Here is a 25414-nt window from a genome sequence, read left to right as displayed (position 1 = left end):
GTGCTCCGAACCCGGTGCATGGTCAAGCAGATCGGACAGAACGGCGCGTATGGTTCCGTCATGAGCAACCCGGAGCGGCCTCGGGACGGGGGCGTGCAGTCCGTGGACCGCGCGATCACCGTCCTCGAGATCCTGGCCCGCCGCGGGGAAGCCGGGGTCAGCGAGGTGGCCGCCGAGCTCGAGGTCCACAAGTCCACCGCCTTCCGGCTGCTCGGCGCGCTCGAGGACCGGGGGCTCGTCGAACAGGCCACGGACCGCGGCAAGTACACCCTCGGGTTTGGGCTCATCCCGCTGGCCGGGGCCGTCTCCGGGCGGCTCGACGTCACGCGGCTGGGGCGGGAGGCCTGCGAGCGGCTGGCCCAGGAGTTCGGCGAGACGGTGAACATCGCCGTGCTGCAGGACGCGCACGCCGTCAACGTGCACCAGGCCCGCGGCCCGTCGACCGTGCTGAGCTACAACTGGATCGGCCGCATCACCCCGCTGCACTGCACCTCCAGTGGCAAGGCGCTGATCGCCTGGCTCGGCCCGGCCGACCTGGACCCGCTGCTCAAGGAGGTCCTCGACCGTCCGGAGCGCTTCACCGAGAACACCCTGACCACCCCCGAGACGGTCGACGCCGACCTCGGCCGGATCCGCGAGACGGGGTACGCGGTCGTCGTCGAGGAGTACGAGATCGGGCTGAACGCCGTCGCCGCCCCGATCCGCGACCAGACCGGCGGAGTGTGCGCCGCGCTGTCCCTCTCCGGGCCCAGCTACCGCCTCCCGCCCGAGCGCCTCGACGACCTCGCCCCCACCGTCGTCGCCGCCGCCCGCGACATCAGCCGGCGGATGGGGTGGTGGGAGACGGGGTGAAATGAGCATCAGCGCTGTTCGATCATGGTTCGGCAGCGCTGGTGCTCATCGCAGAGCCGCACGGACCAGTGCGACGACGCGCTCGGGGTCGTCGAGCCTCGTGAAGCGGAACATGCGCCAGCCCGCGGCGACGAGGGTCGTGAAGCGCGCGGTGTCGCGGAGGACCTGGTCCGGCCTGGTGTGATCGGCGCCCTCGTACTCGAGCCCCACCCGCCGGTCCGGGTAGGCCAGGTCCACCCACAACGCCCGGCGCGCGACCGGGTCCTGGACCACCCACTGCACCTCCGGCCGCGGCAGGCCCGCCCGGATCAGCGCCAGACGCATGCGAGTCTCTGGCGGCGACCCGGCACGTCGGTCCGCGAGGTCCACCGCGTCGGGAACACGCCCGCCGCCGCGTGCCCGCGGGTACCGCCGCGCCGGCTTCAGGATCTCCTCGGGCAGGAACCCGCCGACGTTGGCCAGGGCGTCGAGCGCGACGACGGCCTCGACGAGCGTGGGCGCCCAGCGCACCAGGTCGAAGGCGGTCCGGCGCGCGGTGGTGGCGAGCGTCCCGCCGGCCTCGCCGACCTCGTCGTCCCCGAGCCTGTCGCGATGCAGGACCAGGCCTGGGCGCGGGCGCACGCCGCCGCGCAGCAGCGTGACGTCCGCGGGTGCGCCGAGAGGGCCGCAGTCCGCGCCGTGCAGGAGCGCGGCGGCGTACCCGGCGAGCACGCCCCGCCCCTCGACCAGGGCGTACGCGGCCCGGGCCCGCAGCTCGGCGTCACCGATCCGGGCGGTCCGGGCGGCACCCGGACACACGTACACGTCCGGGAAGACCCGGCGGAACCGTGGCCCGCGCAGCATGCCGGGCGTCACGAGGCCCGCCGCCACCGCGGCCGACCCGCGGAAGGCCACCGGCCAGCCCGAGACCTCGGTCCGGACCTCCACACTCACCATGGCGCGAGCCTGCCGGGCAGGGGCGGATCTTCGAGGCGTTTCCGCGAGATCGACCGCCAGCGATCAGCACCAGCGCTGTTCGATCATGGTTCGACAGCGCTGGTGCTCATCTCACGCCGAGGATCAGGCCAGGCGGGCCTGGACCCAGTGGTGGAACTCGGCGATGTGGTGCTCGCTGGGGACCAGCGCGCCGCCGCGGGCGTAGACGCGGCTGGACATGGCGGGCTGGGTGCGCTCGCAGGCGGCGAAGTCCTGGGCGTTGACCCGGCGGAACAGCTCCACCGAGCGGTCCAGGTCCGCACCGGACCGCACGACGTCGGGCAGGAACAGCCAGTCGCACTCGACCAGCGTGCGGTCCGCGGCGACCGGGGTCATCCGGTGCACGATCACGTGGTCCGGTACGAGGTTCACGAACACGCCCGGGCGGATCGTGATGGCGTAGTACCTGCGGTCCTGGTCCTCGGCGATCCCGGGGATCCGGCCGTGGCCGGCCGAGCCGTCGACCGTGAAGCCCTGCACCTGCTCCCCGAACTCCGCGCCGTGCCCCACGTAGTACTGCGCGGCGTACCCGTCGGCGAACTCCGGGAGTACCTCGGTGAGCTCCGGGTGGATCGTCGCGCAGTGGTAGCACTCCATGAAGTTCTCGACGATCAGCTTCCAGTTGGCAGCGACGTCGTAGGAGATCCGCCGGCCGAGCACCAGGTTCTCGGTGCCGTAGTGGTCGATCGACTCGACGTCGCCGAGCCGCGTCACCACCGCCCCGATCACCTCGTCCTCGAACGACGGCGGCTCCTCCGCCACGCACACCCACACGTAGCCGAGCCACTCCCGCACGGCCACGGGCGCGAGGCCGCGGGTGACCCGGTCGACGTCGGGCATCTGCGTGAGGTTCGGCGCGGCGATCAGCTTGCCGGTGAGGTCGTAGGTCCAGGCGTGGTACGGGCACTGCAGCTTGTTCCGCACCTGCCCCGCGGGCTCCACGCACAGCCGGGCGCCGCGGTGCCGGCAGACGTTGAAGAAGGCGCGGATCTGCTTGTCCCGCCCCTTCACGACGACGACCGACTCCCGGCCGACCTGCACCGTCCGGTAGGCGCCGGGCGCGTCGAGGTCCGCGGCGAGGGCGACGCACACCCACCCCGCCTCGACGATCCGCTCCTGCTCGGCCGCGAAGATCGCGGGGTCGGTGTACCAGTGCCCCGGGAGGGTGGCGACCAGGCTGCTCGTGAGGGTTTCTTCGACGGCGGTCATGAACGGAGGCACTTTCCCTCGGGATCGAACAGGGGCTCGGCGGCGACGACGCCGGGCAGGCGGGCACCGAAGTACTCGACGGACACGGCGGTGCCGGGCACGGCGAGCTCGGCCGGCAGCCACGCGTAGGCGATGCCGGCGTCGATCGTCGGGCCGTAGGCCGCGCTGGTCACGTACCCGACGGCGGTGTCGCCGGCGTAGACCGGCTCGGCCCCCATGACCACGTCGGCCGGGTCGTCCATCAGCACCGGGACCAGCCGTCGGCGGGGCCCGGTCGACGATTCGGCCGACACCGCCGCCGCACCCGGGTACTCCCCCGACTTGACCGCGAACGCGAGCCCGGCCTCGGCGGGCAGGTCCTCGCTGGTCATGTCCACGCCGCTGGCCCGGTAGCCCTTCTCCAGCCGCAGGCTGGTGAACGCGTGCCGGCCTGCGGCGACCATCCCGTGTTCGGCACCGGCGGCCCACAGCGTGTCCCACAGCGCGAGGCCCTGGTCGGCGGTGGTGTACAGCTCCCAGCCCAGCTCGCCGACGTAGGACACGCGTAGCGCGAGCACCGGGACCGCACCGACGTGGATCCTCTTCGAACGGAAGTAGCCGAAGGAGAGATCGTCGGAGCTCACCGACGAGAGGACGTCGAGCGCCCGTGGGCCCCACAGCCCGACGCCGCAGGTCCCGGCGGTGACGTCCCGGACCGAGACGCCCGCGGGCGCGAGCCGGCGCAACCGGTCGACGTCCACCTCGCCGTTGGCCCCGACCTGGAACAGCTCCTCCCCCAGCCGCGTCACCGTGAGGTCGGAGAGCACACCACCGGCCTCCGTGAGCATCAGGGTGTAGACGACCCGGCCCACGGCGACGTCGACCTTGTTGCTGGTCAGGCCGTCGAGGAAGGCGCAGGCACCGGGCCCGGAGACGTCCACGCGCGTCAGGGGCGTCATGTCGTAGAGCCCCACGGCGTCCCGCGTCGCGAGGGCCTCCGCGCCCGCGATCGGCGACCAGTGCCTCGCGGCCCAGCCCTCGCGGGTGGGGATCCGGGCGACGTCGGGCAACCCGGCGTTGGCCTGGAACCACAGCGGCCGCTCCCAGCCGCCGATCTCGGTGAACACCGCACCGAGCTCCTGCTGGCGCAGGTGGAACGGGCTGGTGCGCATCGGGCGCGGCCCGGCCGGCGGGTCCAGCGGGTGCACGATGTCGTACACCTCGACGAAGTTCCGCGCGGCCCGCTGCGCGACGTAGGCCGGCGAGCGCTGGGCCTCGGTGAATCGGTTGAGGTCGCAGGCGTGGACGTCGAGCGACGGGTGCCCGTCGACCAGCCACTCCGCGAGCGCCCGCGCGACGCCGCAGGAATGCGTGACCCACACGGCCTCCGCGACCCAGTAGCCCTCCAGGTCGGGGTGCTCGCCGAGCAGCGGCATGCCGTCGGCGGTGAAGGAGAACACGCCGTTGAACCCGTGCTCGACCGGGACGCCCTCGAGCGCCGGGAGGAGCTTCTGCGCGTCGGCGTAGGCGGGCGCCCAGTCCTCCGGGGTGAAGTCGAACGACGACGGCATCTCCGTGTGCGTCGGCAGGTTCGCCGGGTCGATCGGGATCGGCCGGTGGGCGTAGGAGCCGATGCCGAGCCGCTCGCCGTGCTCGCGGAAGTACAGGTCGCGGTCCTGGTGGCGCAGGATCGGCGCGGCGGCCTCCCGCTCGCCGAGGTCCCGCAGCCCGGGAACCGGGACGGTGCGGGCGTACTGGTGCGCCATCGGCAGCAGCGGCGTGGGCAGGTCGACCAGCGCGCCGGTCAGCGGGCCCCAGAACCCCGTGCACTGGACGACGACGTCGGCCGGGAACTCGTGCTCGCCCCGCCCGCCGGCGGCCGAGGCCGTCTCGGTGCGCACCCCGGTGACCCGCCCCTTGTCGCGGAGGATCTCCACGACCCGCTGCTCGCCGAGGAACCGGGCGCCGCGGGCGATCGCCCGCCGGGCCTGGGCCTCGACGGCGCGCGGGGCCTTGGCGAGGCCGTCCGTCGGGATGTGCAGGCCGGCCAGCACGTTCCCGGGCGGCACGAGCGGGTGCAGCGCGGCGCACTCGTCCGGCCCGACGACGGCCGACTCGACGCCCACCGAGCTCAGGAACCCGTGCCGGCGCCACAGCTCGTCGACACGGGCGGGCTCGGTCGCCACCTCCAGGCCCCCGACCTGGTTGAAGCACCACTTCCCGTCGAGGTCGAGGGAGCTCAGCTTCTCGACGGTGTACCGCGCGAACCGGGCCATCGTCCGCGAGGGGCTGGCCTGGAACACCAGCCCGGGCGCGTGCGAGGAGGAGCCGCCGGGCAGGAACAGCGCGCCCCGGTCGAGCACCGTGACGTCCGTCCAGCCGCGCTCGGTCAGCTCGTCCGCGACGGCGGCCCCGACGACACCCGAGCCGATGACGACCACACGAGGGCTCACGCGAGGGCTCATGAGGCGACGTACCGGCGCGTGGCCGCGGGCAGGTGCGGGATCTTCTCCGACAGCTGGAGGTAGACCGCTCCGTCCTCGATCACCACGGTGTGCGTGCGGACCGGGTACTGCGCGACGAGCCCGTCGGCCTCGCCGGTCCGCAGGTCGAAGATCGCCGCGTGCAGCGGGCACTCGACGGCGCAGTCCTCCACGAACCCGTCGGCGAGGGAGGCGTCGGCGTGGGTGCAGGTGTCGTCGACGGCGAAGAACTCGCCGTCGTCGGTGTGGAAGAGCGCGACGGGCGGACTGCCGGGCAGGTCCGTGAGTCGCAGGGCGGCGCCGCGCGGGAGATCGGCGAGCTGGCAGGCGTAGTTCATGGTGCCGCGTCCTCGAATGCGGGTGTGGGGGCTGTGCGTACTGCGGAACACTCAGCACGACTCGCAACAAGGTGGGGCGAGACCCAGCCCACTGTCAAGGACGGACGACGGCCGTTGACGCGGTTGTCCGGATCGGTTCCGAACCCGAAAAGTGGCCGTAACAGAAGTCACGCCGACGGCCGTGCGAGGTCACGGGACGACGCGCCTGGTGGAGCCGGGCGCGGTCGATGCGGCGGAGCGAGCGACAGGGAAGAGGAGTGGTGATTGGTGTCACACGAAGCGGGATCGACGGGGGCGTGTCTCCGTCCGGGCGTGTCGCCGAGGAAAGCGTGTCGCTGGAGAGCGTGTCGCGGTGGGGAGCGTGTCGCTGCGGGGTGTGTCGCTGCGGGGTGTGTCGCGGTGGGGAGCGTGTCGCTGCAGGGCGTGTCGCGGCAGGGAGCGCGTCGCGACCGGGGAGTGCGGCTCGGTGGGGCGCCGCGTTCGGAGGCTTCCGGACGCGTGGTTTCCGGGGGCGCCGCTGTCGGGGGGTGTCGCTCTCGGGGGGCGCCGCTCTCGGGGGGCGCCGCTCTCGGGGGGCGCCGCTCTCGGGGGCGGCCTGAGAGGGACGGACCGGGACCGCCCGGCCGGTCGAGGGGCCGGGCCGGGCGGGTCGCCGCGGTCAGCGGGCGCGGCGGCCCCGGTTCCAGCCGCCCAGGATGCCCAGGGCGTCGAGGAGGCCGGAGCTGAACTTGCCGAGTGCGCGTCCGAGGTTCTTCACGTGCTTCCTCCGAGATACGTACGGACCGGGGGGCGGACACCCACACGGTGTCAAAAGGGTGACCACCGTGCACGGGTGGGGGCCACGGGTGGGTGAACGCCGTGATCGGCGGCCTACGCTCCGACACCGCTGGTCGCCGGGCTCGCGGCGGGCCTTGAGTGCCGTCGCCCGGCCCCCGACGGCCGTGCGGCCGCTGCGGTGGACGCGCGCCTCGGATCGGTGGGCGGTGGTCCGTGTGTCGCGGAGGAGGGCGCGGAGGAGGGCGCCGACGTGGCGCGGCGGACCGCGCAGGAGGCGGCGCGCAGGCCCGCCGGGATGCGATGCTGGCCCTCGACACCCGGAGATCGAGAGCAGGAGCGCACGTGACCGTCACCGTCGTCGTCGGCAACCCGAAGCCCGCCAGCCGCACCCTCCAGGCCGGCACCGCGCTGGCCGAGAAGCTCACCGGCGCCGCGCCCGACCACGTGATCGACCTCGTCGAGCTGGGCCCGGGCCTGCTCGGCTGGGGCGACGAGGCCGTCGCGGCCGCCGTGAAGACGGTCCAGGAGTCCTCGCTGGTCGTGTTCGCGAGCCCGACCTTCAAGGCGACCTACACCGGGCTGCTCAAGCTCTTCCTCGACCAGTTCGCGGGCGGCACCGGCCTGCAGGACGTCGTCGCCGTGCCCCTGATGCTGGGCGCCGGGCCGGGGCACGCCATGGCGCCCGACCTGACCCTCAAGCCGGTGCTGTCCGAGCTCGGCGGCACCTGCGCGCTGCCCGGCCTCTACCTGATCGACGCGACGTGGTCCGAGGCGCCGGAGCTCGACGCCTACACCGAGCGCTGGAAGCCGGTGGCGACCGCCCTCATGGCCCTGCGGTGACCGCTCCGGCCGACCCCGCGGTAGCCGCCCTGCGCGAGCTCGGCTCCCAGCTCGACCGCACGCTCGCCGACCTCGCCGAGGCCCGCCGGCGCGTCGAGCAGCTCGAACGCCTGCGCACCGGTGGCCTGAGCTGGCACGAGATCGTCACGCAGGAGGAGCGACCGCTGGTCGTCGAGGCCGTGACCCGGGCGCTCGACGACCTCGGCAGCGTCGGCGGGCGGTTCCGCCGCGAGGAGGCGCGGGCGCTGCAGCGCGAGGAGGTGTCGATCACCCGGATCGGCAAGCTCTTCGGGGTGAGCCGGCAGCGGGTGTCGGCGATCCTGCACGAGCCGCCGCGCGCCCCGCGGTCGGACGGGGGCGTCAGCGCCCGTCGGTGATCTCCACCCCGAGCGCCGCGAGGAGCAGGGCCCCGACCGGCACCAGCTGGTCGGGCCCGATCCGGCAGCCACGAAGGGCGAGCGGGCCGCGCAGGTCGTCGACGGTCGAGCCGTGCAGGTCCGTGCCGGTCAGCCGGGCGTCCTCCAGGGAGGCCTCGCCGAGGTCGCAGCGCAGGAACGCGCAGTCCTGCGCGCTGAAGCGGTAGAGGTCCGCACCGCGCAGCGACGTGTCCTCGACGTGCAGGAACGTTCCCTTCGCCATCCGGAACCGGGCGAGATCGGCGCGGCAGCCGGAGATCCGGACGTCGTTGAGCCCGGCGCCGTTGAGCTCCGCGCCGGTGAACCGGCAGTCGGTGAACGTGACGCGGGTGAACACGGCGTCGTCGAGCACCGCGCCGGAGAGGTCGCAGCGGTGGAACTCGGTGTCGCGGCAGTGCAGCCCGCTGAGCGTGCGGCCGGAGAGGTCGACGCCGGAGAACCGGCACTCGTGCAGCCGCAGGTCCGCGACGTGCTCGGGAAGGACCAGATCCGACCCGGCCTCGATCCCGTCCCACAGGTCCCCGGTGTCCGGCGGCCCGGGCACCGCGTCGTACGACGACGGCAGGTCGGGCGGGTCGGGGCGGGTCTTGGTCGTGCGGGTCGTGCGGGTCCGGCGAGCCACGCGGCGACGCTACCGGGGCGGCCCGCCCCCGCCAGGCGGTCCCCGCAGTGGGCCCGGCGGGAGCGTCTGCTCTCACGGCCCCCGGGTCCGACACACCCGCCCCGGCCGGTCGGCCCACCTGCCCCGGTCGGCCCACCCACTCGAACGGGTACGGAGCGGGAGTCGGGACCGAGACGCCTCCGTCCGACCCTTGACCGGCCCGACCGCCCGCGAGGACGGTGGACGCCCTCGTGCGTCAGCACCCGGCTCCATCATCCGACCCACAGGGGGTGTCATGTCCTCGCAGACCGACTTCTTCTCCCGTTTCGGCGATGTGTGGCGGACGGGGAAGGTCGACGTCCTCGACGAGCTGCTGCCCGCCGACGTCGCCTACCACATGCCGCCGTTCGAGGACATGGACCGGGCGGGCCTGAAGCAGGTCGTCACCGCCTTCCGCCAGGCCTTCCCCGACTTCGCCCTGACTGTCCACGAGGAGTCGCACGACGGCGACACGACCGCTGCGCGATGGAGCTGCACCGCGACCTTCACCGGCGCCTCGCCGCTCCTGCCGCTCGCTCCCACCGGGCTCGCCACCGCGGCGAGCGGCGGGCACTTCATCCACTGGCATGACGGCGTGCCGATCGAGGTGTGGCACTTCGGGGACTGGCTGGGCTGGCTGCAGCGCTGCGGTGTGATGCCGCCGCTCGGGTAGCCCCTCCGCGAGGGCGGGCCGTCAGCGCCGGCGGCCGGCCCGCCGGTGGCGCAGCACGGCGAGCGGCCGGACGAGCAGGGCGGCCACGCAGAGGCCCAGCACGAGGGCGACCGGCGCACCGGCGGAGACGGCCGCGAGGACGCCTCCGGCGAGCACCACCATGACCACCGCGGCGACCACGGCGAGCCGCACGGAGCGGTCGTCCGCGGCGCGGGCGCCCAGCCGCCGGACGGGGCGGGTGGACGGTGCCAGGCAGGCCCGGCGGAGCACCCGGAACTCCCGGACCGCCGGCCTCGCGTTAGCCATGTCTAACAGCTACCTCGTGCCTGCCCTACGAAACAAGCGGAATCTCAAACTCAGACACGTCTCACACCCCGGGAACGCCCAGCACACGGTCCAGATACGCGTTGCGGAAGCGACCTTCGGGGTCGAGCCGGTCCCGGAGGGCGACGAAGGCGGCGAAGCCGGGGTAGAGCCCGCGGAGCTCGGCGGCGGTCCGGCTGTGCAGCTTGCCCCAGTGCGGACGTCCGTCGAGCGCGGTCATCACCGACTCGACGGCCCCGAAGTACGCCTCGTGCGGGCGGCCGCGGGCGACGTGCACGGCCAGGTACGCGGTGTCGCGGCCGGACGCCGTGGACAGCGGGACGTCGTCGGCCGCGGTCACGCGGACCTCGACGGGCACCGTGACCTCCCGGGCGTGCCGCGCGGCGGCCGCCCGCAGTCCCGCGAACGCCTCCCCCAGCGTCTCGCGCGGCACCGCGTACTCCATCTCCAGGAAACGCACCCGCCGCGGGCTGCAGAACACGCGGTAGGAGCGGTCGACGTACTCCGGGGCGGCCATCTGCCCGGCCATCAGCCGGTTGAGCCGAGGCACCAGCGCCGGTACCCGCGCGCCCAGCCCACAGGCCGCGGCGAAGCCGGCGTTGCCGAGCAGCTCGTCGCCGATCCATTCGGCCGCCCGCCCGCGCCGGGGCCCGGAGGCCCCCGTGCGGTTGTTGCGCTTGAGCACTGCGAGCTCGGTGTGCGGGAACCAGTAGAACTCGACGTGGTCGTTCGCGGTGGCGAGCTCGTCGAGGCCGTCCAGGACCTCGGCCAGCGGCAGCGCCCGCTCGACGGCGTGCAGCCGGAACGCGGGCACGGTCTCCAGGGTCACCGAGGTGAGCACGCCCAACGCGCCGAGCCCGACGCGGGCGGCGTGCAGGACCTCCGGGTTCTCGTCGGCGGCGCAGCGCAGCAGCGACCCGTCGGCCAACACCATCTCCAGGCCGCGGACCTGTGCGGCGATGCCGTGGTGGGCGGCGCCGGTGCCGTGGGTGCCGGTGGAGATCGCGCCGGAGATCGTCTGGGCGTCGATGTCGCCCAGGTTCGGCAGGGCCCGGCCCTGCTCCCACAGGAGTGCGTTGAGCGACCGCAACGTCAGCCCGGCCGGCACCGTCGCGAGGTCGCCGTCGAGGACCACCGACGGCGTGGAGGGCGGCCGGATCGCGACGCCGTCGGGCACCCCGATCCCGGTGAACGAGTGGCCGCTGCCGAGCGCCTTGACCCGCAGCCCCTCCCGGGCGGCGACCTTCACGGCCTCGGCGACCTCGCCGGCGTCGCGCGCCGCGACGACCCGGACGGGCCGGGTCCGCTGATTGCCGGCCCAGTTCCGCCAGGTCACGGGCGTGCTCAGGCGACCGTGCCGGCCAGCAGCGGCTCGAAGGCGACGTCCGGGAACTTGCGGATCACGACGTCCATGCGCCACTTGTTGCTGAACACCGCCAGCCGCACCCCGTCGCTGCGCATGAGCACCTCGCACTCGGACTGCGACGCCAGGGCCTGCTCGCCGGCCTCGTCAGTCACCCGGGCGATCTGGTAGGGCAGGTGCTCGAGGGTGATCGGGGCGGAGAACTCCGACGCCATCCGCGCGGCCACCACGTCGAACTGCAGCGGGCCGACGGCGGCGAGCACCGGCGCCTGGTCGCCGCGGCGCTCCGAGCGCAGCACCTGGATCACGCCCTCGCCGTCGAGCTGCTCGATGCCGCGGCGGAACTGCTTGCTCTTGCCCGCGTCGGCGCAGCGGGCCACGGAGAAGTGCTCGGGCGCGAAGCTCGGGATCGCCGGGTAGTGCACCGGTTCGGCGGCGTAGAGGGTGTCGCCGGGGCGCAGGGCGTTGGCGTTGACCAGCCCCACGATGTCGCCGGGGAAGGCCTCCTCGACGGTGGTGCGCTGGTTGCCGAACACCGACTGCGCGTACTTGGTGGCGAAGGGCTTGCCGGTGGCGGCGTGGGTGAGCACCATGCCACGCTCGAACCGCCCGGAGTGGATCCGCAGGAACGCCATCCGGTCGCGGTGCGCCTTGTCCATGCCCGCCTGGACCTTGAACACCAGGCCCGACAGCGGGGCGTCGAGCGCGCGGGGCCGGCCCTCGGCGTCCTCGCGCTCCGACGGCGAGGGGGCCAGCTCGACCAGCGCGTCGAGCAGCCGGGCGACGCCGATGTTCGACAGCGCCGCCCCGAACAGGACCGGGGTGGCGGTGCCGGCGAGGAAGCCCTTCTCGTCGAACTGCGCGCCGATCTCCTCCAGCAGGGCGATCTCGTCCTGCGCGGTCTGCCAGAACTGCGGCTCCTCGGCGGCGATCACCTCGGCCGGCACGACCTCGGCGGTGGCCCGGGTCGCCCCGCCGGCCGCGCGCGTGTAGCGGGTGAACTCCCCGGTGGCGACCTCGATCAGCCCGCGCAGCTCCCCCGCGACGCCGAGCGGCCACGTGACGGGCATGGGCCGCAGCCCGATCGTCTGCTCCACCTCGTCGAGCAGCTCCAGCGGCTCGCGGCCGGGGCGGTCCCACTTGTTCACGAACGTGAGGACGGGGATCTTGCGCGAGCGGCAGACGTCGAACAGCTTCAACGTCTGCGGCTCGAGGCCCTTGGCGGCGTCGAGCAGCATCACCGCGGCGTCGACGGCGGCGAGCACGCGGTAGGTGTCCTCGGAGAAGTCGCCGTGGCCCGGGGTGTCGAGCAGGTTGACGACCGCGTCCTTGTACGCGAACTGCAGCACCGCGCTGGACACCGAGATGCCGCGCTGGCGCTCCATCTCCATCCAGTCCGAGGTGACGCCCTTGCGCCCGGACTTGCCGTGCACCGCGCCCGCCGAGTCGATGACCTCGGCGTGGAGGGCGAGCGCCTCGGTGAGCGTCGACTTGCCGGCGTCGGGATGGCTGATCACCGCGAACGACCGGCGCCGTCCGGCCTCCGCGAGCACGTCCCCCGCCACGGCCGATCCGACCTGCACCACCTGCGCACTCCCTCCGCCGCGGCCCCGTGGCACGCGCCGTGATCCAGGGTAACCACCGGTGCGGGGTGCCCGGCCGGTGCGGGGACGGGGCGGAACGTGTCGTCGCGCACCGCGGGTCCGTCGCGGGTGCCACCGTGGCCGCGACCTCGTACGAGGTGCTGGCCCTGGGCTGCGCCGGGCTGGCCGGTGGGGTCCTTCTCGCCGTGCTCCGCTGCGCACGCCCCGGCGTCCGGCCTGCTGCGGGGTGACCGGGACCCAAGACGAGCGCCTCGATGAGCGCCGACCCGCTCCCTGAACGGCCGTTCGGCTGTTAGGGTCGAGCGATGTGACATAGACGTCACATTCGAGGAGGCTGCTCATGCCGGGACTCCCGTCCCCCGCGCACCGGACGGTCGGGTACGCGTTCGACCGCGTGCTCGACCGGTCGCCCGACGCGCTCGCCCAGGTCGACGCGACCGGCCGCTACACCTTCGCCGAGGCCCATGCCCGGGCCCTGCGGATCGCCGGCGGGCTGCGCGCGCTCGGCGTCGGCCGGGGTGACGCGGTGGCCCTGCTGCTGGACAACACCCTGGACTTCGTGCACACCTGGCTCGGGCTGTCACTGACCGGCGCGGTCGAGGTCCCGGTGAACACCGCCTACAAGGGACGGTTCCTGGCGCACGTGCTCAACGACTCGGCCGCGGAGACCCTCGTCGTCGAGGAGGCCTACCTGCCGCGGCTGGCGGCGGTCGCCGGGGAGCTGACCCGGCTGCGCACGGTGGTGGTGCGCGGCACGGGCACGCTCGCGGGGTTCCGGACAGTCACGTTCGGCGAGCTGCTCACGGCAGCCGCGGCGGCGCCGGAGCCGGTCACCGGCCGGGACCTCGTCGCGATCATGTACACCTCCGGCACCACCGGCGCCTCGAAGGGCGTCCTGACCTCGCACGCGCACGCCTACACCTACGCCTCCCGCGAGGACTTCCTGCCGCCGGGGCCCGACGACCGGGTACTCGTCACGCTGCCGCTGTTCCACCTCGCCGGCCAGTGGGCCGGGGTGTACGCCGCGCTGATCCACGGTTGCCGGTGCGTGGTCGAGCCGGGCTTCTCCGTCTCCCGGTTCTGGGACACCGTCCGCGAGCACGGCATCACGCTCACGAGCATGCTCGGCACGATCGCCCAGCTCCTCGCGCAGGCCCCGCCCCGCCCGGACGACCAGGACAACCCGCTGCGCCAGGCCGGGATGTCGCCGCTGCCCGGCGACGTCGACGCCTTCCGCCGGCGGTTCGGCGTCGAGGCCACGACCGCCTACGGGATGAGCGAGATCGGCTGCGTGATCCTCGGTCCGCCCGACCGGATCCGGCCCGGCCAGGCGGGGTTCGCCCGGGCCGGCTACGACCTGCGGGTCGTCGACGAGCAGGGGCGCGACGTCCCGCCCGGGCAGGTCGGCGAACTGATCGTGCGGCCGGAGGTGCCGGAGACGGTGATGCTGGGCTACCACGGGCTCCCGGAGAAGACCGCCGAGATGTGGCGGGACGGGTGGCTGCACACCGGCGACGCGTTCACCGTCGACGAGGAGGGCCGCTACTACTTCCGGGACCGGATCAAGGACGCCCTGCGCAAGGGCGGTGAGAACGTCTCCTCCATGGAGGTGGAGCGGGTGCTCGACGAGTTCCCGGCCGTGGCCGAGAGCGCGGTCGTGGCCGTGCCCTCCGAGCTGGCCGAGGACGAGATCAAGGCCGTGGTCGTGCTCCGCGAGGGGCACGCGTTCGACCCGGCCGAGCTGATCGCGTTCTGCGTGGACCGGATGCCGTACTTCATGGTCCCCCGGTACGTCGAGGTCGCGGACGCGTTGCCGCGCACGCCCACGCAGAAGGTGCAGAAGGCGGTGCTGCGGGACCGCGGGGCGGGCGGGGCCTGGGACCGGACCGCCGCCGGGATCGTCGTGGGGAGGCGCTCGTGACCGTCCTGCTCGTGGCCAACCGCGGCGAGATCGCCGTCCGGATCGTCCGGGCGGCCGCCGACCTCGGATACACGACCGTGGCGGTGACCACGGCCGACGAGCCGGGGGCCCTGCACGCGGAGCTGGCCGACCGGCGGGTGCCGTTGCCCGGCACCGGGACCGCCGCCTACCTCGACGCCGCCGCGCTCGTCGCCGCGGCCCGCACGGCCGGGGCCGACACCGTCCATCCCGGTTACGGCTTCCTCGCCGAGGACCCGGGCTTCGCGTGGGCCTGCGCCGACGCCGGGCTGACGCTCGTCGGGCCGGGCCCCGAGGTGCTGGAGACCTTCGGGGACAAGGTACGCGCACGGGCGGCCGCGGCGGCCCGCGGGCTGCCGGTCCTGCCCGCGTCGGACGGGCCGGTCGACCTCGCCGGGGCGCGGGAGTTCCTGGAGTCCCTCGGCCCGGGTGCCGCGGTGATGGTCAAGGCGCTGGCGGGAGGCGGCGGGCGCGGCATGCGGCCGGTGCACACCCCGGACGAGCTGGCCGGGGCGCTGGAGCGGTGCCGCTCGGAGGCCGAGCAGGCCTTCGGCGACGGACGGGTCTACGTCGAGCGGCTGCTGCCCGACGCCCGGCACGTCGAGGTGCAGGTCGTCGGGGACGGGTCCGGGGTCGTCGCCCTCGGCGAGCGGGACTGCACGCTGCAGCGCCGCCGGCAGAAGCTCGTCGAGTTCGCCCCCAGCCCGTGGCTGCCCGACGACCTGCGGGCCCGGCTCCTCGCCCACGCCCGGGACCTGCTCGAGGGCTACCGCGGGCTGGGCACGGTGGAGTTCCTCGTGGCCGGGGACGACATCGCGTTCCTCGAGGTCAACCCGCGGCTGCAGGTGGAGCACACGGTGACCGAGGAGGTCACCGGGGTGGACCTGGTCGAGGCCGCGCTGCGGATCGCGGCCGGGGCGACGCTGTCCGAACTCGGGTTGGACCCTGCGCACCCGCCGGCACCGCGCGGGCTCGCGGTGCAGGCCCGGGTGAACACCGAGACCCTGCTGCCCGACGGCGGCGTGCGGCCGGGGGTGGGCGAGCTGCGCCGGTTCCGTCCGCCGGGCGGCCGCGACGTTCGCGTCGACACCCACGGCCACGCCGGCTACGTCGTCGGCCCACGGTTCGACTCGTTGCTGGCCAAGGTCGTCGTCACCGAGCCGGGCGGCGACCTGACCCGGCTGCTGCGTCGGCTCGACCGCGCCCTCGGCGAGTTCGACGTGGCCGGGCCGCCGACCACGATCCCCGCGCTGCGCGCGCTCGTCGCCCGGCCGGAGCTGGAGGAGGGGCGCATCCACACCGGGTTCGTCGAGGAGGTCCTGCCCGCGATCGCGCCCGACGGGCCCGTCCCCGGCGCCGACGGGAACGCCGGCACCGACGCGGGCAAGGTCCTGGCTCCGATGGCCGGCGTGGTGGTGGCGGTCGAGGCGGCGCGCGGCGACGCGCTGGCCCGCGGGCGCACCGTGCTCGTCCTCGAGTCGATGAAGATGGAGCACCTGGTCACCGCCCCGGCCGACGGCGTGCTCGGCGAGATCGGCGTGGCCGTCGGCGACGTCGTCGACGAGGGCTCGGTGCTGGCCGACTTCACCCCGGGCGAGCTCGACGCGGCCGCGCACGCCGCCGACGAGGAGGGCGACCCGGACGCGATCCGCCGCGACCTCGCCGAGGTCCGCCGGCGGCGCGGGTTCGGGCTCGACGAGAACCGGCCCGCGGCCGTCGCGAAGCGGCGGCGGACCGGGCACCGCACCGCTCGGGAGAACATCGCCGACCTGTGCGAGCCCGGGTCGTTCGTCGAGTACGGGGCGCTGTCGATCGCGGCCCAGACGCGCCGGCACCCCCTCGACGACCTGATCGAGAACACCACCGGGGACGGCATGGTGACCGGCATCGGGGTCGTCGACGGCCGTCGCTGTGTGGTGATGGCCTACGACTACATGGTCCTCGCCGGCACCCAGGGCAAGCGCAACCACGCCAAGACCGACCGGATGATCGACCTGGCCGAGCGCGGCGGCCTCCCCGTCGTGCTGTTCGCCGAGGGTGGCGGCGGTCGGCCGGGCGACACGGACACCGCGCAGATCAGCGGCCTCGACGTGCCGACCTTCCGGGACTTCGCGCGGCTGTCCGGGCGGGTACCGCTGATCGGGATCGTCTCGGGCCGCTGCTTCGCCGGCAACGCCGCGCTCGCGGGCTGCTGCGACGTGCTGATCTCCACCGAGGACGCGAACCTCGGCATGGGTGGGCCGGCCATGATCGAGGGCGGCGGCCTGGGCGTCGTGGCGCCCGAGGACATCGGGCCCATGACGGTGCAGGACGCCAACGGCGTGGTCGACGTCCTGGTCCGCGACGAGGCCGAGGCCGTCCGGGTCGCCCGCCGGTACCTGCGGTACCTGCGCGAGGCGGACGCGCCCGGCGGTGTCCCCTGCCCGGACCAGCGGCTGCTGCGCCGGGCCGTGCCGGAGAACCGCCTGCGCGCCTACGACGTCCGCGCCGTGGTCGAGGGGTTGTTCGACACGGACAGCGTGCTGGAGCTGCGCCCCCGGTTCGGGATCGGCGTGCTCACGGTGCTGGCCGAGCTCGACGGTCGTCCGGTCGGGGTGCTGGCCAACAACCCGCGCCACCTCGGCGGGGCGATCGACTCCCCCGCGGCGGACAAGGCGGCGCGGTTCCTGCAGCTGTGCGACGCCTACGGCCTCCCGGTCCTCTCGCTCTGCGACACGCCGGGGTTCATGGTCGGTCCGGCGTCCGAGGAGACGGCGACCGTGCGGCACTTCTCGCGGATGTTCGTGGCGGGCGCGAACCTGTCGGTGCCGGTGGTGGCGTTGGTGTTGCGCAAGGCCTACGGGCTCGGCGCGATGGCCATGCTGGGCGGCAGCATCAAGGCGCCGTACGCGACGTTCGCCTGGCCCACCGCCGAGTTCGGCGGCATGGGCCTGGAGGGCTCGGTCGACCTCGCCCACCGCAAGGAACTGGCCGCCATCGCGGACCCGGACGCGCGGGCCGCCCGGCGGGCGGAGCTCATCGCGGCGCTCTACGAGCGGGGCAAGGGGCTGAGCGTGGCGTCGGTGTTCGAGGTCGACGACGTCGTCGACCCGGCCGACACCCGGGCGCTGATCGGGGCGACCCTCGACGCCGCCCCGCGGCGGCTCGGCGAGCGGCGCCCCTTCGTCGACACCTGGTGAGGTCGGGGCCGCTCAGCGCCGGGCGGACACCGCGGCCTCGAGGGCCCGGACCATCGGGCCCAGCCGGGCCCGGTCGGGCTGGACGTTCGGCACGCCGTGGGCCTCCAGCGGCGCGGCGGTGACCGGCCCGACACAGGCCACGAGGGTCCGCTGCAGCGCCTCGACCACGCGTTCCCGCAAGTCGCGCTCATCGGCGCGGCGGAGCAGGCCGGCCACCGCAGGCGCGCTGGTGAATGTCAGGGCGTCGAGCCCGCCGGCCAGCAGCCGGTCGGTGAGGTGGTCCACCGGGCCGAGGTCGGCGGGCAGCTCCCACCGGTACACCGGCACCGTGACGACCTCGGCGCCGGCGGCGGTCAGCGCGTCGACCAGCTCGGTCAACGGGTCCCCGTGCAGCTGCACCGCGATGCGCAGGCCGGCGACGCCCCGGTCCAGCAGGTGCTCCAGCACCTCGGCCGAGGACTCGGTGGCCGGGGACCAGGCGTCGGTCAGGCCGGCGCCGCGGATCGCCCCGCGCGCCTTCGGCCCGCGCGCCAGGATCTCCCCGCGCCCCAGCGTCGCGACGAGCTCCTCCCGCAGGCCCCAGCGCTCGGCCCCGGCCAGCCAGCCGCTGAACCCGACCCCGGTCGTCGCCACGACGATGTCCGGCGGGGCCGCGAGCAGGCCACGGGTGCGGTCGACGACCCGGTCGTCGTCCTCGACCGCGACGATCCGCACCGCCGCGCCGTGCAGCACGCGGGCGCCGCGCCGCTCGAGGAGCCCGGCGAGCTCCTCGGCCTTGCGCGCGGCCGTCACCCCCACGGTGAGGCCGTGCAGGGGCCCGTCCTCCGCGGTGGCCGTGTCCGGTCCCGACGCTGCTGTCATCCCCGCATGGTGACCGGCCGGGGGCCGGAACGCCGAATCGGGCACGGCATCGTCACGTGACGGTCACACGGCGCCCGCGAGTGGACGCGGGGCGGCCCGGGTAGCTCCCCCGCATGACCCGTGACGACGACCCGCGACCCGAGCGGGTGCGCACCCTGCACGACACGAGGACCGAGGAGCGGTCGCCGGCCGCGCCGCCCGGGTCCGAGCCCGACGACCAGGCCCAGGGCGTCGAGCCCATGGCCGAGGTGCCCGGCGGCCCGCAGGTCGACGTGCCGGCCGCCCAGGGCCACATGCCCGCCTCCACGGACGACGACACCACCGAGCGGGGTCGCGACTGAGGCACCACCGCACCGCCGCGGCGCCGGGATCCGCACGGGTGCCCGGCGCCGCGGCGTGCCGGGGACGCGTGAGATCCGCCCGGCATCGGGTACCGGCCTCTCATGACCACGCAGCAGACCCCGCTCGACGCCCCGCCCCGCCACACCGGCGAGCCCGGCCTGCCGCTCGCCTCCGGCCGCGACACCCTGCGGGCCGCAGGGGCGATCCTGCCGATCGTCGCGCAGGGGGTGATCGCCCGGCGCCGCCACGTCGTCGCCCTGGCCGGCAAGGCCGATCTCGACGGCCGCGGCGTGCGGGTCCTGCAGGACCTCTCGACCCGCTACGGTCACGGCCCGGTGCGGCTGCGGCTGCCCGGGCGCAGGGCCGCGCTGGTGCTCGACGCCGACGACGTCCGGCGGATCCTCGACGAGACCCCCGAGCCCTTCGCGCCGGACACCTGGGAGAAGCGCAAGGCGCTCGGCCAGTTCCAGCCGCACGGCGTGCTCGTCTCGCACGGCGAGGCCCGCGCCGAACGCCGACGGTTCAACGAGGCCGTACTCGACACCGGGCACCCGTTGCACCGCAACGCCGCCGTGATGGCCCGCGCTGTCGCTCAGGAGGCCGGGGTCCTCGGCGCGGAGATGGACCGGACCGGTGAGCTCGACTGGGACGCCTTCGTCCGCGCCTGGTGGCGGGTGGTGCGCCGGGTGGTGCTCGGCGACGGCGCCCGCGACGACCACGACCTCACCGACGAGCTGACCCGGCTGCGCAACGCGGCCAACTGGTCCTTCCTGCTGCCACGGCGACGGGCCCGCCGCGAGCGGTTCCGCGCGCGGGTGCGCGAGCACCTGGAGCGTGCCGAGCCGGGCAGCCTGGCCGAGATGATCGCCCGGACGCCCGCGGACCCGGAGGTCGACCCCGTCGACCAGGTGCCGCAGTGGCTCTTCGCCTACGACCCCGCGGGCGCGGTCGCCCTGCGGGCCCTCGCCGCGCTCGTCGCCCATCCCGCGGAGCTGACCCGGGCCCGGGAGGAGATCGGCGACCGCGACCTCGCCCTGCCCCAGGACCTGCCGCGGCTGCGTGCGACCGTCCTGGAGTCGGTGCGGCTGTGGCCGACGACGCCGCTCCTGCTCCGCGAGACCACGCGGCCGGTGCGCTGGGATGGCGGCGAGCTCGACGCGCGGACCGCGATGATCATCCCGACCTGGTACCTGCACCGCGACGGCCGCACGCGCGCCGACGCGAACCGCTTCGACCCGCAGCAGTGGCTCGACGGCGCCGCGCAGGAGGACCCGGCCCTGGTCCCGTTCAGCGCCGGTCCGGGCCGCTGCCCCGGCCGGGAGCTGGTCCTGTTCACCACGTCGTCGTTCCTGGCGCACCTGCTGCGCGGCCGGGAGCTGGAGCTCGCCGCTCCGGTGATCGACCCGCAGGCGCCGCTCCCGGCCGGCGTGGACCCCTTCGCCGTGCGGCTACGGGTGCGACCGACCGGGTGACACCCGGTGTGTACTGCTCGGGCCCGGGGGTAGCCGAGAGTCATGACCAGCTCACTCCACCCAGAGCAGCGCGACGGGACCGCGCGGCCGGACCCGGCCGAGTTGTCGACCGCCGACCTCCTGCGGCAGCTGTCCGACCAGGTCCGCACCCTCGTGACCGACGAGGTCCAGCTCGCCAAGGCGGAGGTGACGCGCAAGGGCAAGGCGTTCGGCATCGGGGCCGGGCTGGCCGGCGCCGGCACGGTGCTCGCGCTCGCCGGCGGCCTGGCGTTCGTCGCCGCCGCCATCGCCGCCCTCTCCCTCGTGCTGCCGGTGTGGGCGTCGGCGCTGATCGTCGGCGGGGTGCTCGTGGCGCTGGGCGGCATCCTCGCCCTCGTGGCGAAGAAGGAGATCAGCAACGCCTCCCCGCCGGTGCCGGAGCAGGCGATCAGCAGCACGAAGGCGGACGTCGAGACGATCAAGCGAGAGGTTCACCGGTGACCGATCCGACCCCCGAGGAGCTGCGGGAGCGGATCGGTGCCGAGCGCGCCGAGCTGGGCCGGACGGCCTCGGCACTCGCCGACCGGGTCGACGTCGGCTCCCGCGCCCGGGCCGCCCGCGACCAGGCGACCGAGCAGGTCAAAACCGGGGTGGCGCAGGCGACCGAGCAGGTCAAGACGGGCGTGGCACAAGCGACCGAGCAGGTCAGGACGGGAGTGGGGCAGGCGCAGCAGCTCGGGGGCGAGGTGCTGAACCGGACCGCCGGGACGGCGAAGCAGGCGGTCGACACCCTCGACTCCGCGCTGGGCGGCCGCGGCCGCACCACTCTGGCCGCCGCAGGCCTCGGCGCGGCCCTGCTCACGGCGCTCCTGGTGGTGCTGCGCCGGCGACGGAAGTGACGTCGTCGACGAACGGGATGAGGGGCGCGATCCGTGGGGTCGCGCCCCTTCTGTTCGCGGAGTGCCGATTCCATCTGCTCGTGGAGTGCCGGATCCATGAACGCCGTTGGTGACCGAAGACCGACGATTTTGTCGGCTCAGCGGTCCGAAACGACGATCATGAGTGGGGATGCGGCCGTGGTGCTGCACCGAGCGACCGTGCGGCCGAGCACCTTGGTCTTCAGCGACTCGTACCCGTCCGAGGTGATCGCGCACCGGTCGGGCAGGCGCTTCGCCTCGGAGGTCTGGGCGGTGGGTCCGCCGGTGTCGCCGTTCGCGGTGGCTCGCCCGCGGCGACGGCACCCCGCTCTACGCGATCCGGCGCACGTCGTGCTCCCGGGCTTGCGGGCCCCTGCCTCCTCTCGGCCGCCTTCCGACCCTCGCGATCAGGTCGACCAGCGATCGCAGGGCGGCAGACGATCGAGGAATTCCGCCCACCCACCGGCCCGGCCTCGCCGGCTGCTCCAGCGAGCCCGACGGCCGTCCGTCGCCCGGGCCCGGTCGCAAGCGCCACCCAGTCGAGCACGGACGGCTTGCGTGGAGGTCGTGGCCGGTCAGCGCGGACCGGGCGGCCCTGAATCGGCAGGTGCTGCGCCCGGTCGTCAACGAGAGGGGACGTCGGGGGAGGGCCCGGCATTCAGATAAGGCGCGGTCGTTCATGGCGGGCGGTGGGTGGATCGCGACGAGTGGTTGTGGCCTCCGACGCGGCATGCGCTGGGGATCTCGTGCTGCGCCAAAAGGTTCCTGACCTGCGACCATCAACCCTCGCTCGAACATCTGTTCGACTATGATCCACGCATGGACGCAGGTCCGGTCGGCACCGCGCGCGAACGCCTCCAGCAGGCGATCGCGCACCTGGTCGACGCCGCCGGACCCACCGCGACGGCCGACGCGGTCGTCGATGGGCTGCGTGCCTTCGAAGAGGCCCGACGGGCGCTGGACCGGGCGATGGTCGAGGCGACCGCGGATCTGCAGCGGCGCGGGGTGTTCGCCGAGCGCGGCTACCGCTCCCCCACCGGGGCGCTGTCGGACCTGCTCGGCTGGGAACGCTTCGAGGCCCGCCGCCGGGTGATCGCCGCCGAGAACGTGTGCGCACAGATCGGGCTCGACGGCGCGGCCCTGGCCGCCCGGCTCCCGGCCACCGCCACCGTGTTCGCCGCCGGCGAGGCCGGGCTACGCCACGTCGAGGTCATCGCCCGCCTCCTCGACAGCGGCCCCGCCCGCCGGCTGTCGCCGGAGACCTGGGCCAGCGCCGAGGTCCAACTCGCCGCCAAAGCCGCCCTCTACCCGCCTTCCGAGCTGCACACCTGGGGCACCCAGCTGATCGAGCTCCTCATCCACCACGTCCACGAATGGCAACACGGCGGCCCCACCACGCTGCACAACCTCGTCATGCTCTGCGCGGTCCACCACCGGCTCATCCACCACTCCCACTGGGAAGCCCGCATCCTCGACGGCCTACCGGAGTTCATCCCACCGTCCTGGATCGACCTCAGCCGCACCCCCCGCCGACGACCGCCACCGCTCCTGCAGCCGGTCAGCTGACACGCGCGGCACTCGACGTAGCGCCCACCCGTCGACCGGCGGGACCAGCGCCTGCATCGTCCCCACGCCCGCCGAGCCAGGCCAGCCCGATCGGGGCCTGCCCGTGTGCACCGGAGACCTGGACCGGCAGCACTGCGCGGTCACGGCTGCGCTGAATTCCAGGATCGCCGCTGCCGACACCTCTCGGCCGCTCATGGCCGCGATCCGTCCCACCTGGCGATCACAGCGAGACACCTGCTGCGGGAGCACCCATGATCGTCGCCGCGGACACCTCCCGGCCGCTCATGGCCGCGATCGGTCCCGCCCGGCGATCAGCGGGCGTGCTGCGGCAGCGCTTTTGATCGTTCCGCGCAGCGCCCTCCCGGGCTCACCGCGCTCGGACGCCGACGGCGTTAGCCGCATCGGGTCGACGGGGTCGGCGACGCGGCGGTCGAAGGCCTCGGGCTCGTCGGCCCGTCAGCCGGCGACCCGCCGCCTTCTCCGGGGTGCCGTGCACGATCGTGCTGGCGCCCTCCGGCGGCAGCGAGGCGTGGCGGCCGTGATCGATCCCGCCCGGCGATCACCGCGACGCACCTGCTGCGGATGCGCACATGATCCGTCGCCGCGGACACCTCCCGGCCACTCATGGCCGCGATCGGTCACGTCCGGCGATCACCGGAGGTACGTGCTGCGCGGAACTCCCATGATCGTCGCCGCGGACACGTCCCGGCCACTCATGACCGCAATCGGTCATGAGTGGCGATCACAGCGAGACACCTGCTGCGGGAGCGCCCGTGATCGTCCCGCCCATCGCCTTCCCGGCCGCCGACCACGATCACGCTCACAGCCGCTGCCAAACGAGCCCGGCGCCCCCCCAGCACGGACTCCTGTCACGTCCATGCCGGACCGCACCTTCGGCACGTTCCACCGGGACCGGACCGGCTCGGTATCAGGCGCGTTGAACACTTCTGTCGCGCGGCAGGTGTTCCGACGGCCCCGCGTCCCTACCGTCCCCGACGGCCGGACGCCGCGACCGGAGGGGTGTCGTGGCTCCGGCAGTCCTCGCCGGGTCACGTCAACCGAATGACGCTTTGGCGTGCACCGCTCCCTCGGCCCTTCGTCGTCCTGGCCGACGTGCAGGCGCTCGGCCTCGAGGCACGCCGCCCACGTCCTCGAGGCCTCCGCCCTGGCCCTCCTGGACTCCTCCGCGGCGTCTTGACGCGACGAGGGGCGCGATCCGGTGTGGATCGCGCCCCTTCCGACCGGACCGGCTCAGCGCCGATGCTCGCTCCGCAGGCTCCGCTCAGCGCCGATGCTCGCTCCGCTCAGCGGTCGGCGTCGACCTGACGCCGCTCGTGCTCGGTGCGGGCCTCGAGCTCGTCGTCGTCGACGGGGTGCGGCGTCTTGGCATGCTCGCGGTGGTCCGGGTGGGCCTGCTCCTCGGGGACCATGACGTCGCGCAGCTCGGGATCGTTCTCTCGGGGAGTGCTCATGCGACGGGGATTCCCGCCTCGGCCGTTTCCACACCAGACACCTCCGCGTCCCCACCGGACACCCCGGTGAGCGCCGGGCGGGCGAGGTCGAGGGCGGCGGAGACGACCTCGTCGGGCGGCACGTCGAGGCACTCCAGCGCGAACGGGCAGCGGAACTGCCGGCACGGGCTGCACGAGACCGGGCGGCCCAGGACGGCGGCGGGCACGGACCGCGGCCGGTACTGGTCGACGTCCTCGGTGCCGGCGAACAGCACGGCCACCGGCGCGCCCACGGCGTCGGCGAGGTGCATGCCGCCGCTGTTGTTGGTCACGGCCACCGCCGCCCCGGCGAGCAGGCCGGCCAGGCCCGGCACGTCGAGCGCCCCGGCCAGCGGATAGACCCCGGCCAGCCCGTCGGCGACCGACCGCACCAGCTCCTCCTCCGCCGCCGGTCCGGAAACGACGACCGGGAGCCGGCTCCCGAGCCCGCCCGCGACCTCCCGGAACCCGAGGTACCGCCGCGACGGGCAGGAGGCGCCGGGCAGCAGCACGGCGTACGGACCCGCCGGCAGCCCGAGCCCGGCGAGCGCGGCGCGCGCACGGCAGCGGCCGGTCGCGGGGACCGCGGCGTGCAGGGTGCGGGCGGCCGCGGGGATCCCGAGCCGTCCGAGCAGGTGGAGGGCCCGGTCGACCTGGTGCAGGGCGTCGGCGGGGGCGGGCACCCAGTGCGTGAGCGCGGTCCCGCCGAACTCCTTCGACAGTCCGGCGCGGACCGGGATCCCCGCCCTCCGGCAGACCTCGGCGGCGGGCCAGGGCGACTGGGAGAACGAGGTCAGCAGCACCGCGGCGTCGTAGCGGCGGCCCGTGAGCTCGGCGACGAGGTCGCCGTCCGGGTCGCGGTCGTCGGCTGTCGGCCCGTCGATCTGCTGCCACGACACCCGCGCGACCACGGTGTCGTCGATCTCGGGCAGCAGGGCGGCCGCCGCGGCGCCGCCCGGCGAGGCGAGCAGCTCGATCCGGGCGTGCGGGGCCGCGGCCCGCAGCGCGGCGAGGGCCGGCCCGGTGAGCAGGACGTCGCCCAGGTTGTCCGGCCGCACGACGAGGATCCGGCGCAGGGCCGGCCAGTTCACGGGGGCGCCCGCCAGGGCCGCCGGGTGCTCGAACACGATCAGGTGTGTTCCCGCGCAGGCGTTGATCAACCCTGGATCAATCCTGCTCACCGTTTCGCGGCCTGC

The 25414-nt window shown here is 74.5% G+C and carries 22 protein-coding genes; 11 read left to right on the top strand and 11 right to left on the bottom strand.

The annotated features are described in order from the left end of the window. Positions 1-60 precede the first annotated feature (60 nt). Positions 61-852 carry an IclR family transcriptional regulator gene (locus LWC33_RS09770; protein WP_233303950.1) on the top strand — a complete coding sequence of 264 codons (792 nt, stop codon included), beginning with the start codon at positions 61-63 and terminating at the stop codon, positions 850-852. Positions 853-897: 45 nt separating this feature from the next. Here LWC33_RS09770 and LWC33_RS09765 read toward each other — a convergent pair whose 3' ends face one another. The 4 genes from LWC33_RS09765 to LWC33_RS09750 form a co-directional block, all read right to left on the bottom strand. Beyond that, entirely contained in the window at positions 898-1788 is an 891-nt protein-coding gene (locus tag LWC33_RS09765) for an endonuclease domain-containing protein (RefSeq protein ID WP_233303949.1), read from the bottom strand. A gap of 123 nt (positions 1789-1911) precedes the next feature. Continuing rightward, a complete protein-coding gene (locus LWC33_RS09760) occupies positions 1912-3036 on the bottom strand; it encodes an aromatic ring-hydroxylating oxygenase subunit alpha (protein ID WP_233303948.1) in 1125 nt (374 codons plus the stop codon). Then, a complete protein-coding gene (locus LWC33_RS09755) occupies positions 3033-5480 on the bottom strand; it encodes a GcvT family protein (protein WP_372476581.1) in 2448 nt (815 codons plus the stop codon). Before LWC33_RS09755 ends, LWC33_RS09760 begins: the two co-directional genes overlap by 4 nt. After that, the gene (locus LWC33_RS09750) at positions 5477-5836 is read right to left on the bottom strand and encodes a bifunctional 3-phenylpropionate/cinnamic acid dioxygenase ferredoxin subunit (RefSeq protein ID WP_233303946.1); all 360 of its coding nucleotides are present in this window, start codon (positions 5834-5836) and stop codon (positions 5477-5479) included. Before LWC33_RS09750 ends, LWC33_RS09755 begins: the two co-directional genes overlap by 4 nt. A 1119-nt stretch (positions 5837-6955) precedes the next feature. Between LWC33_RS09750 and LWC33_RS09745 the strand changes: the two genes are divergently transcribed. After that, complete coding sequence (locus LWC33_RS09745; protein WP_233303945.1) at positions 6956-7453, top strand: NADPH-dependent FMN reductase; 498 nt, start codon at positions 6956-6958, stop codon at positions 7451-7453. After that, positions 7450-7830, top strand: a complete 381-nt coding sequence (locus tag LWC33_RS09740) for a hypothetical protein (protein WP_233303944.1) — start codon at positions 7450-7452, stop codon at positions 7828-7830. Before LWC33_RS09745 ends, LWC33_RS09740 begins: the two co-directional genes overlap by 4 nt. Here LWC33_RS09740 and LWC33_RS09735 read toward each other — a convergent pair. After that, positions 7814-8491, bottom strand: a complete 678-nt coding sequence (locus tag LWC33_RS09735; RefSeq protein WP_233303943.1) for a pentapeptide repeat-containing protein — start codon at positions 8489-8491, stop codon at positions 7814-7816. The two genes, LWC33_RS09740 and LWC33_RS09735, sit on opposite strands and share 17 nt — an antisense overlap. 274 nt (positions 8492-8765) lie before the next feature. Between LWC33_RS09735 and LWC33_RS09730 the strand changes: the two genes are divergently transcribed. Then, positions 8766-9182, top strand: coding sequence for an ester cyclase (locus LWC33_RS09730; protein ID WP_233303942.1), 417 nt, complete (start codon positions 8766-8768; stop codon positions 9180-9182). A gap of 21 nt (positions 9183-9203) precedes the next feature. On the opposite strand, the gene LWC33_RS09725 is transcribed toward LWC33_RS09730, so the two are convergent. The 3 genes from LWC33_RS09725 to LWC33_RS09715 all read right to left on the bottom strand — a co-directional run bounded on the left by LWC33_RS09725 (position 9204) and on the right by LWC33_RS09715 (position 12455). Beyond that, positions 9204-9488 carry a hypothetical protein gene (locus LWC33_RS09725; protein WP_233303941.1) on the bottom strand — a complete coding sequence of 95 codons (285 nt, stop codon included), beginning with the start codon at positions 9486-9488 and terminating at the stop codon, positions 9204-9206. Between the two features lie 61 nt (positions 9489-9549). After that, the gene (locus tag LWC33_RS09720) at positions 9550-10842 is read right to left on the bottom strand and encodes a D-arabinono-1,4-lactone oxidase (RefSeq protein ID WP_233303940.1); all 1293 of its coding nucleotides are present in this window, start codon (positions 10840-10842) and stop codon (positions 9550-9552) included. A gap of 8 nt (positions 10843-10850) precedes the next feature. Continuing rightward, positions 10851-12455: a peptide chain release factor 3 gene (locus LWC33_RS09715; protein WP_233303939.1), complete on the bottom strand. Its 1605-nt coding sequence runs from the start codon at positions 12453-12455 to the stop codon at positions 10851-10853. A gap of 358 nt (positions 12456-12813) precedes the next feature. On the opposite strand from LWC33_RS09715, the gene LWC33_RS09710 reads away from it, so the two are divergent. Both LWC33_RS09710 and LWC33_RS09705 read left to right on the top strand, forming a co-directional pair. Beyond that, positions 12814-14394 (top strand): AMP-binding protein, encoded by a 1581-nt coding sequence (locus LWC33_RS09710; RefSeq protein ID WP_233303938.1) that lies wholly within the window; start codon positions 12814-12816, stop codon positions 14392-14394. Further along, entirely contained in the window at positions 14391-17591 is a 3201-nt protein-coding gene (locus LWC33_RS09705) for an acetyl-CoA carboxylase family protein (RefSeq protein WP_233303937.1), read from the top strand. The genes LWC33_RS09710 and LWC33_RS09705 overlap by 4 nt, the downstream gene beginning before the upstream one ends. Positions 17592-17603: 12 nt before the next feature. On the opposite strand, the gene LWC33_RS09700 is transcribed toward LWC33_RS09705, so the two are convergent. Then, a complete protein-coding gene (locus LWC33_RS09700; RefSeq protein ID WP_233303936.1) occupies positions 17604-18452 on the bottom strand; it encodes a uroporphyrinogen-III synthase in 849 nt (282 codons plus the stop codon). 113 nt (positions 18453-18565) lie between these two features. Between LWC33_RS09700 and LWC33_RS09695 the strand changes: the two genes are divergently transcribed. From LWC33_RS09695 to LWC33_RS09675, 5 genes are all read left to right on the top strand, one after another. Then, on the top strand, positions 18566-18793 hold the full coding sequence (locus LWC33_RS09695; RefSeq protein ID WP_233303935.1) for a hypothetical protein: 228 nt from the start codon (positions 18566-18568) through the stop codon (positions 18791-18793). Between the two features lie 102 nt (positions 18794-18895). Next, positions 18896-20266, top strand: a complete 1371-nt coding sequence (locus tag LWC33_RS09690; RefSeq protein WP_233303934.1) for a cytochrome P450 — start codon at positions 18896-18898, stop codon at positions 20264-20266. Positions 20267-20308: 42 nt separating this feature from the next. Then, positions 20309-20746, top strand: coding sequence for a phage holin family protein (locus LWC33_RS09685; RefSeq protein WP_233303933.1), 438 nt, complete (start codon positions 20309-20311; stop codon positions 20744-20746). Further along, the gene (locus LWC33_RS09680; protein WP_233303932.1) at positions 20743-21144 is read left to right on the top strand and encodes a DUF3618 domain-containing protein; all 402 of its coding nucleotides are present in this window, start codon (positions 20743-20745) and stop codon (positions 21142-21144) included. Before LWC33_RS09685 ends, LWC33_RS09680 begins: the two co-directional genes overlap by 4 nt. An 837-nt stretch (positions 21145-21981) precedes the next feature. Next, the gene (locus LWC33_RS09675) at positions 21982-22728 is read left to right on the top strand and encodes an HNH endonuclease signature motif containing protein (protein WP_233303931.1); all 747 of its coding nucleotides are present in this window, start codon (positions 21982-21984) and stop codon (positions 22726-22728) included. Positions 22729-24032: 1304 nt separating this feature from the next. Here LWC33_RS09675 and LWC33_RS09670 read toward each other — a convergent pair. Beyond that, positions 24033-24200, bottom strand: a complete 168-nt coding sequence (locus LWC33_RS09670; RefSeq protein WP_233303930.1) for a hypothetical protein — start codon at positions 24198-24200, stop codon at positions 24033-24035. Beyond that, entirely contained in the window at positions 24197-25399 is a 1203-nt protein-coding gene (locus tag LWC33_RS09665; protein WP_233303929.1) for a glycosyltransferase family 9 protein, read from the bottom strand. The genes LWC33_RS09670 and LWC33_RS09665 overlap by 4 nt, the downstream gene beginning before the upstream one ends. Positions 25400-25414: the final 15 nt, after the last annotated feature.

The sequence above is a fragment of the Pseudonocardia terrae genome (assembly GCF_021343995.1).
Classification (GTDB): Bacteria; Actinomycetota; Actinomycetes; order Mycobacteriales; family Pseudonocardiaceae; genus Pseudonocardia; species Pseudonocardia terrae.
This window is presented reverse-complemented; position numbering and strand designations above follow the sequence as displayed.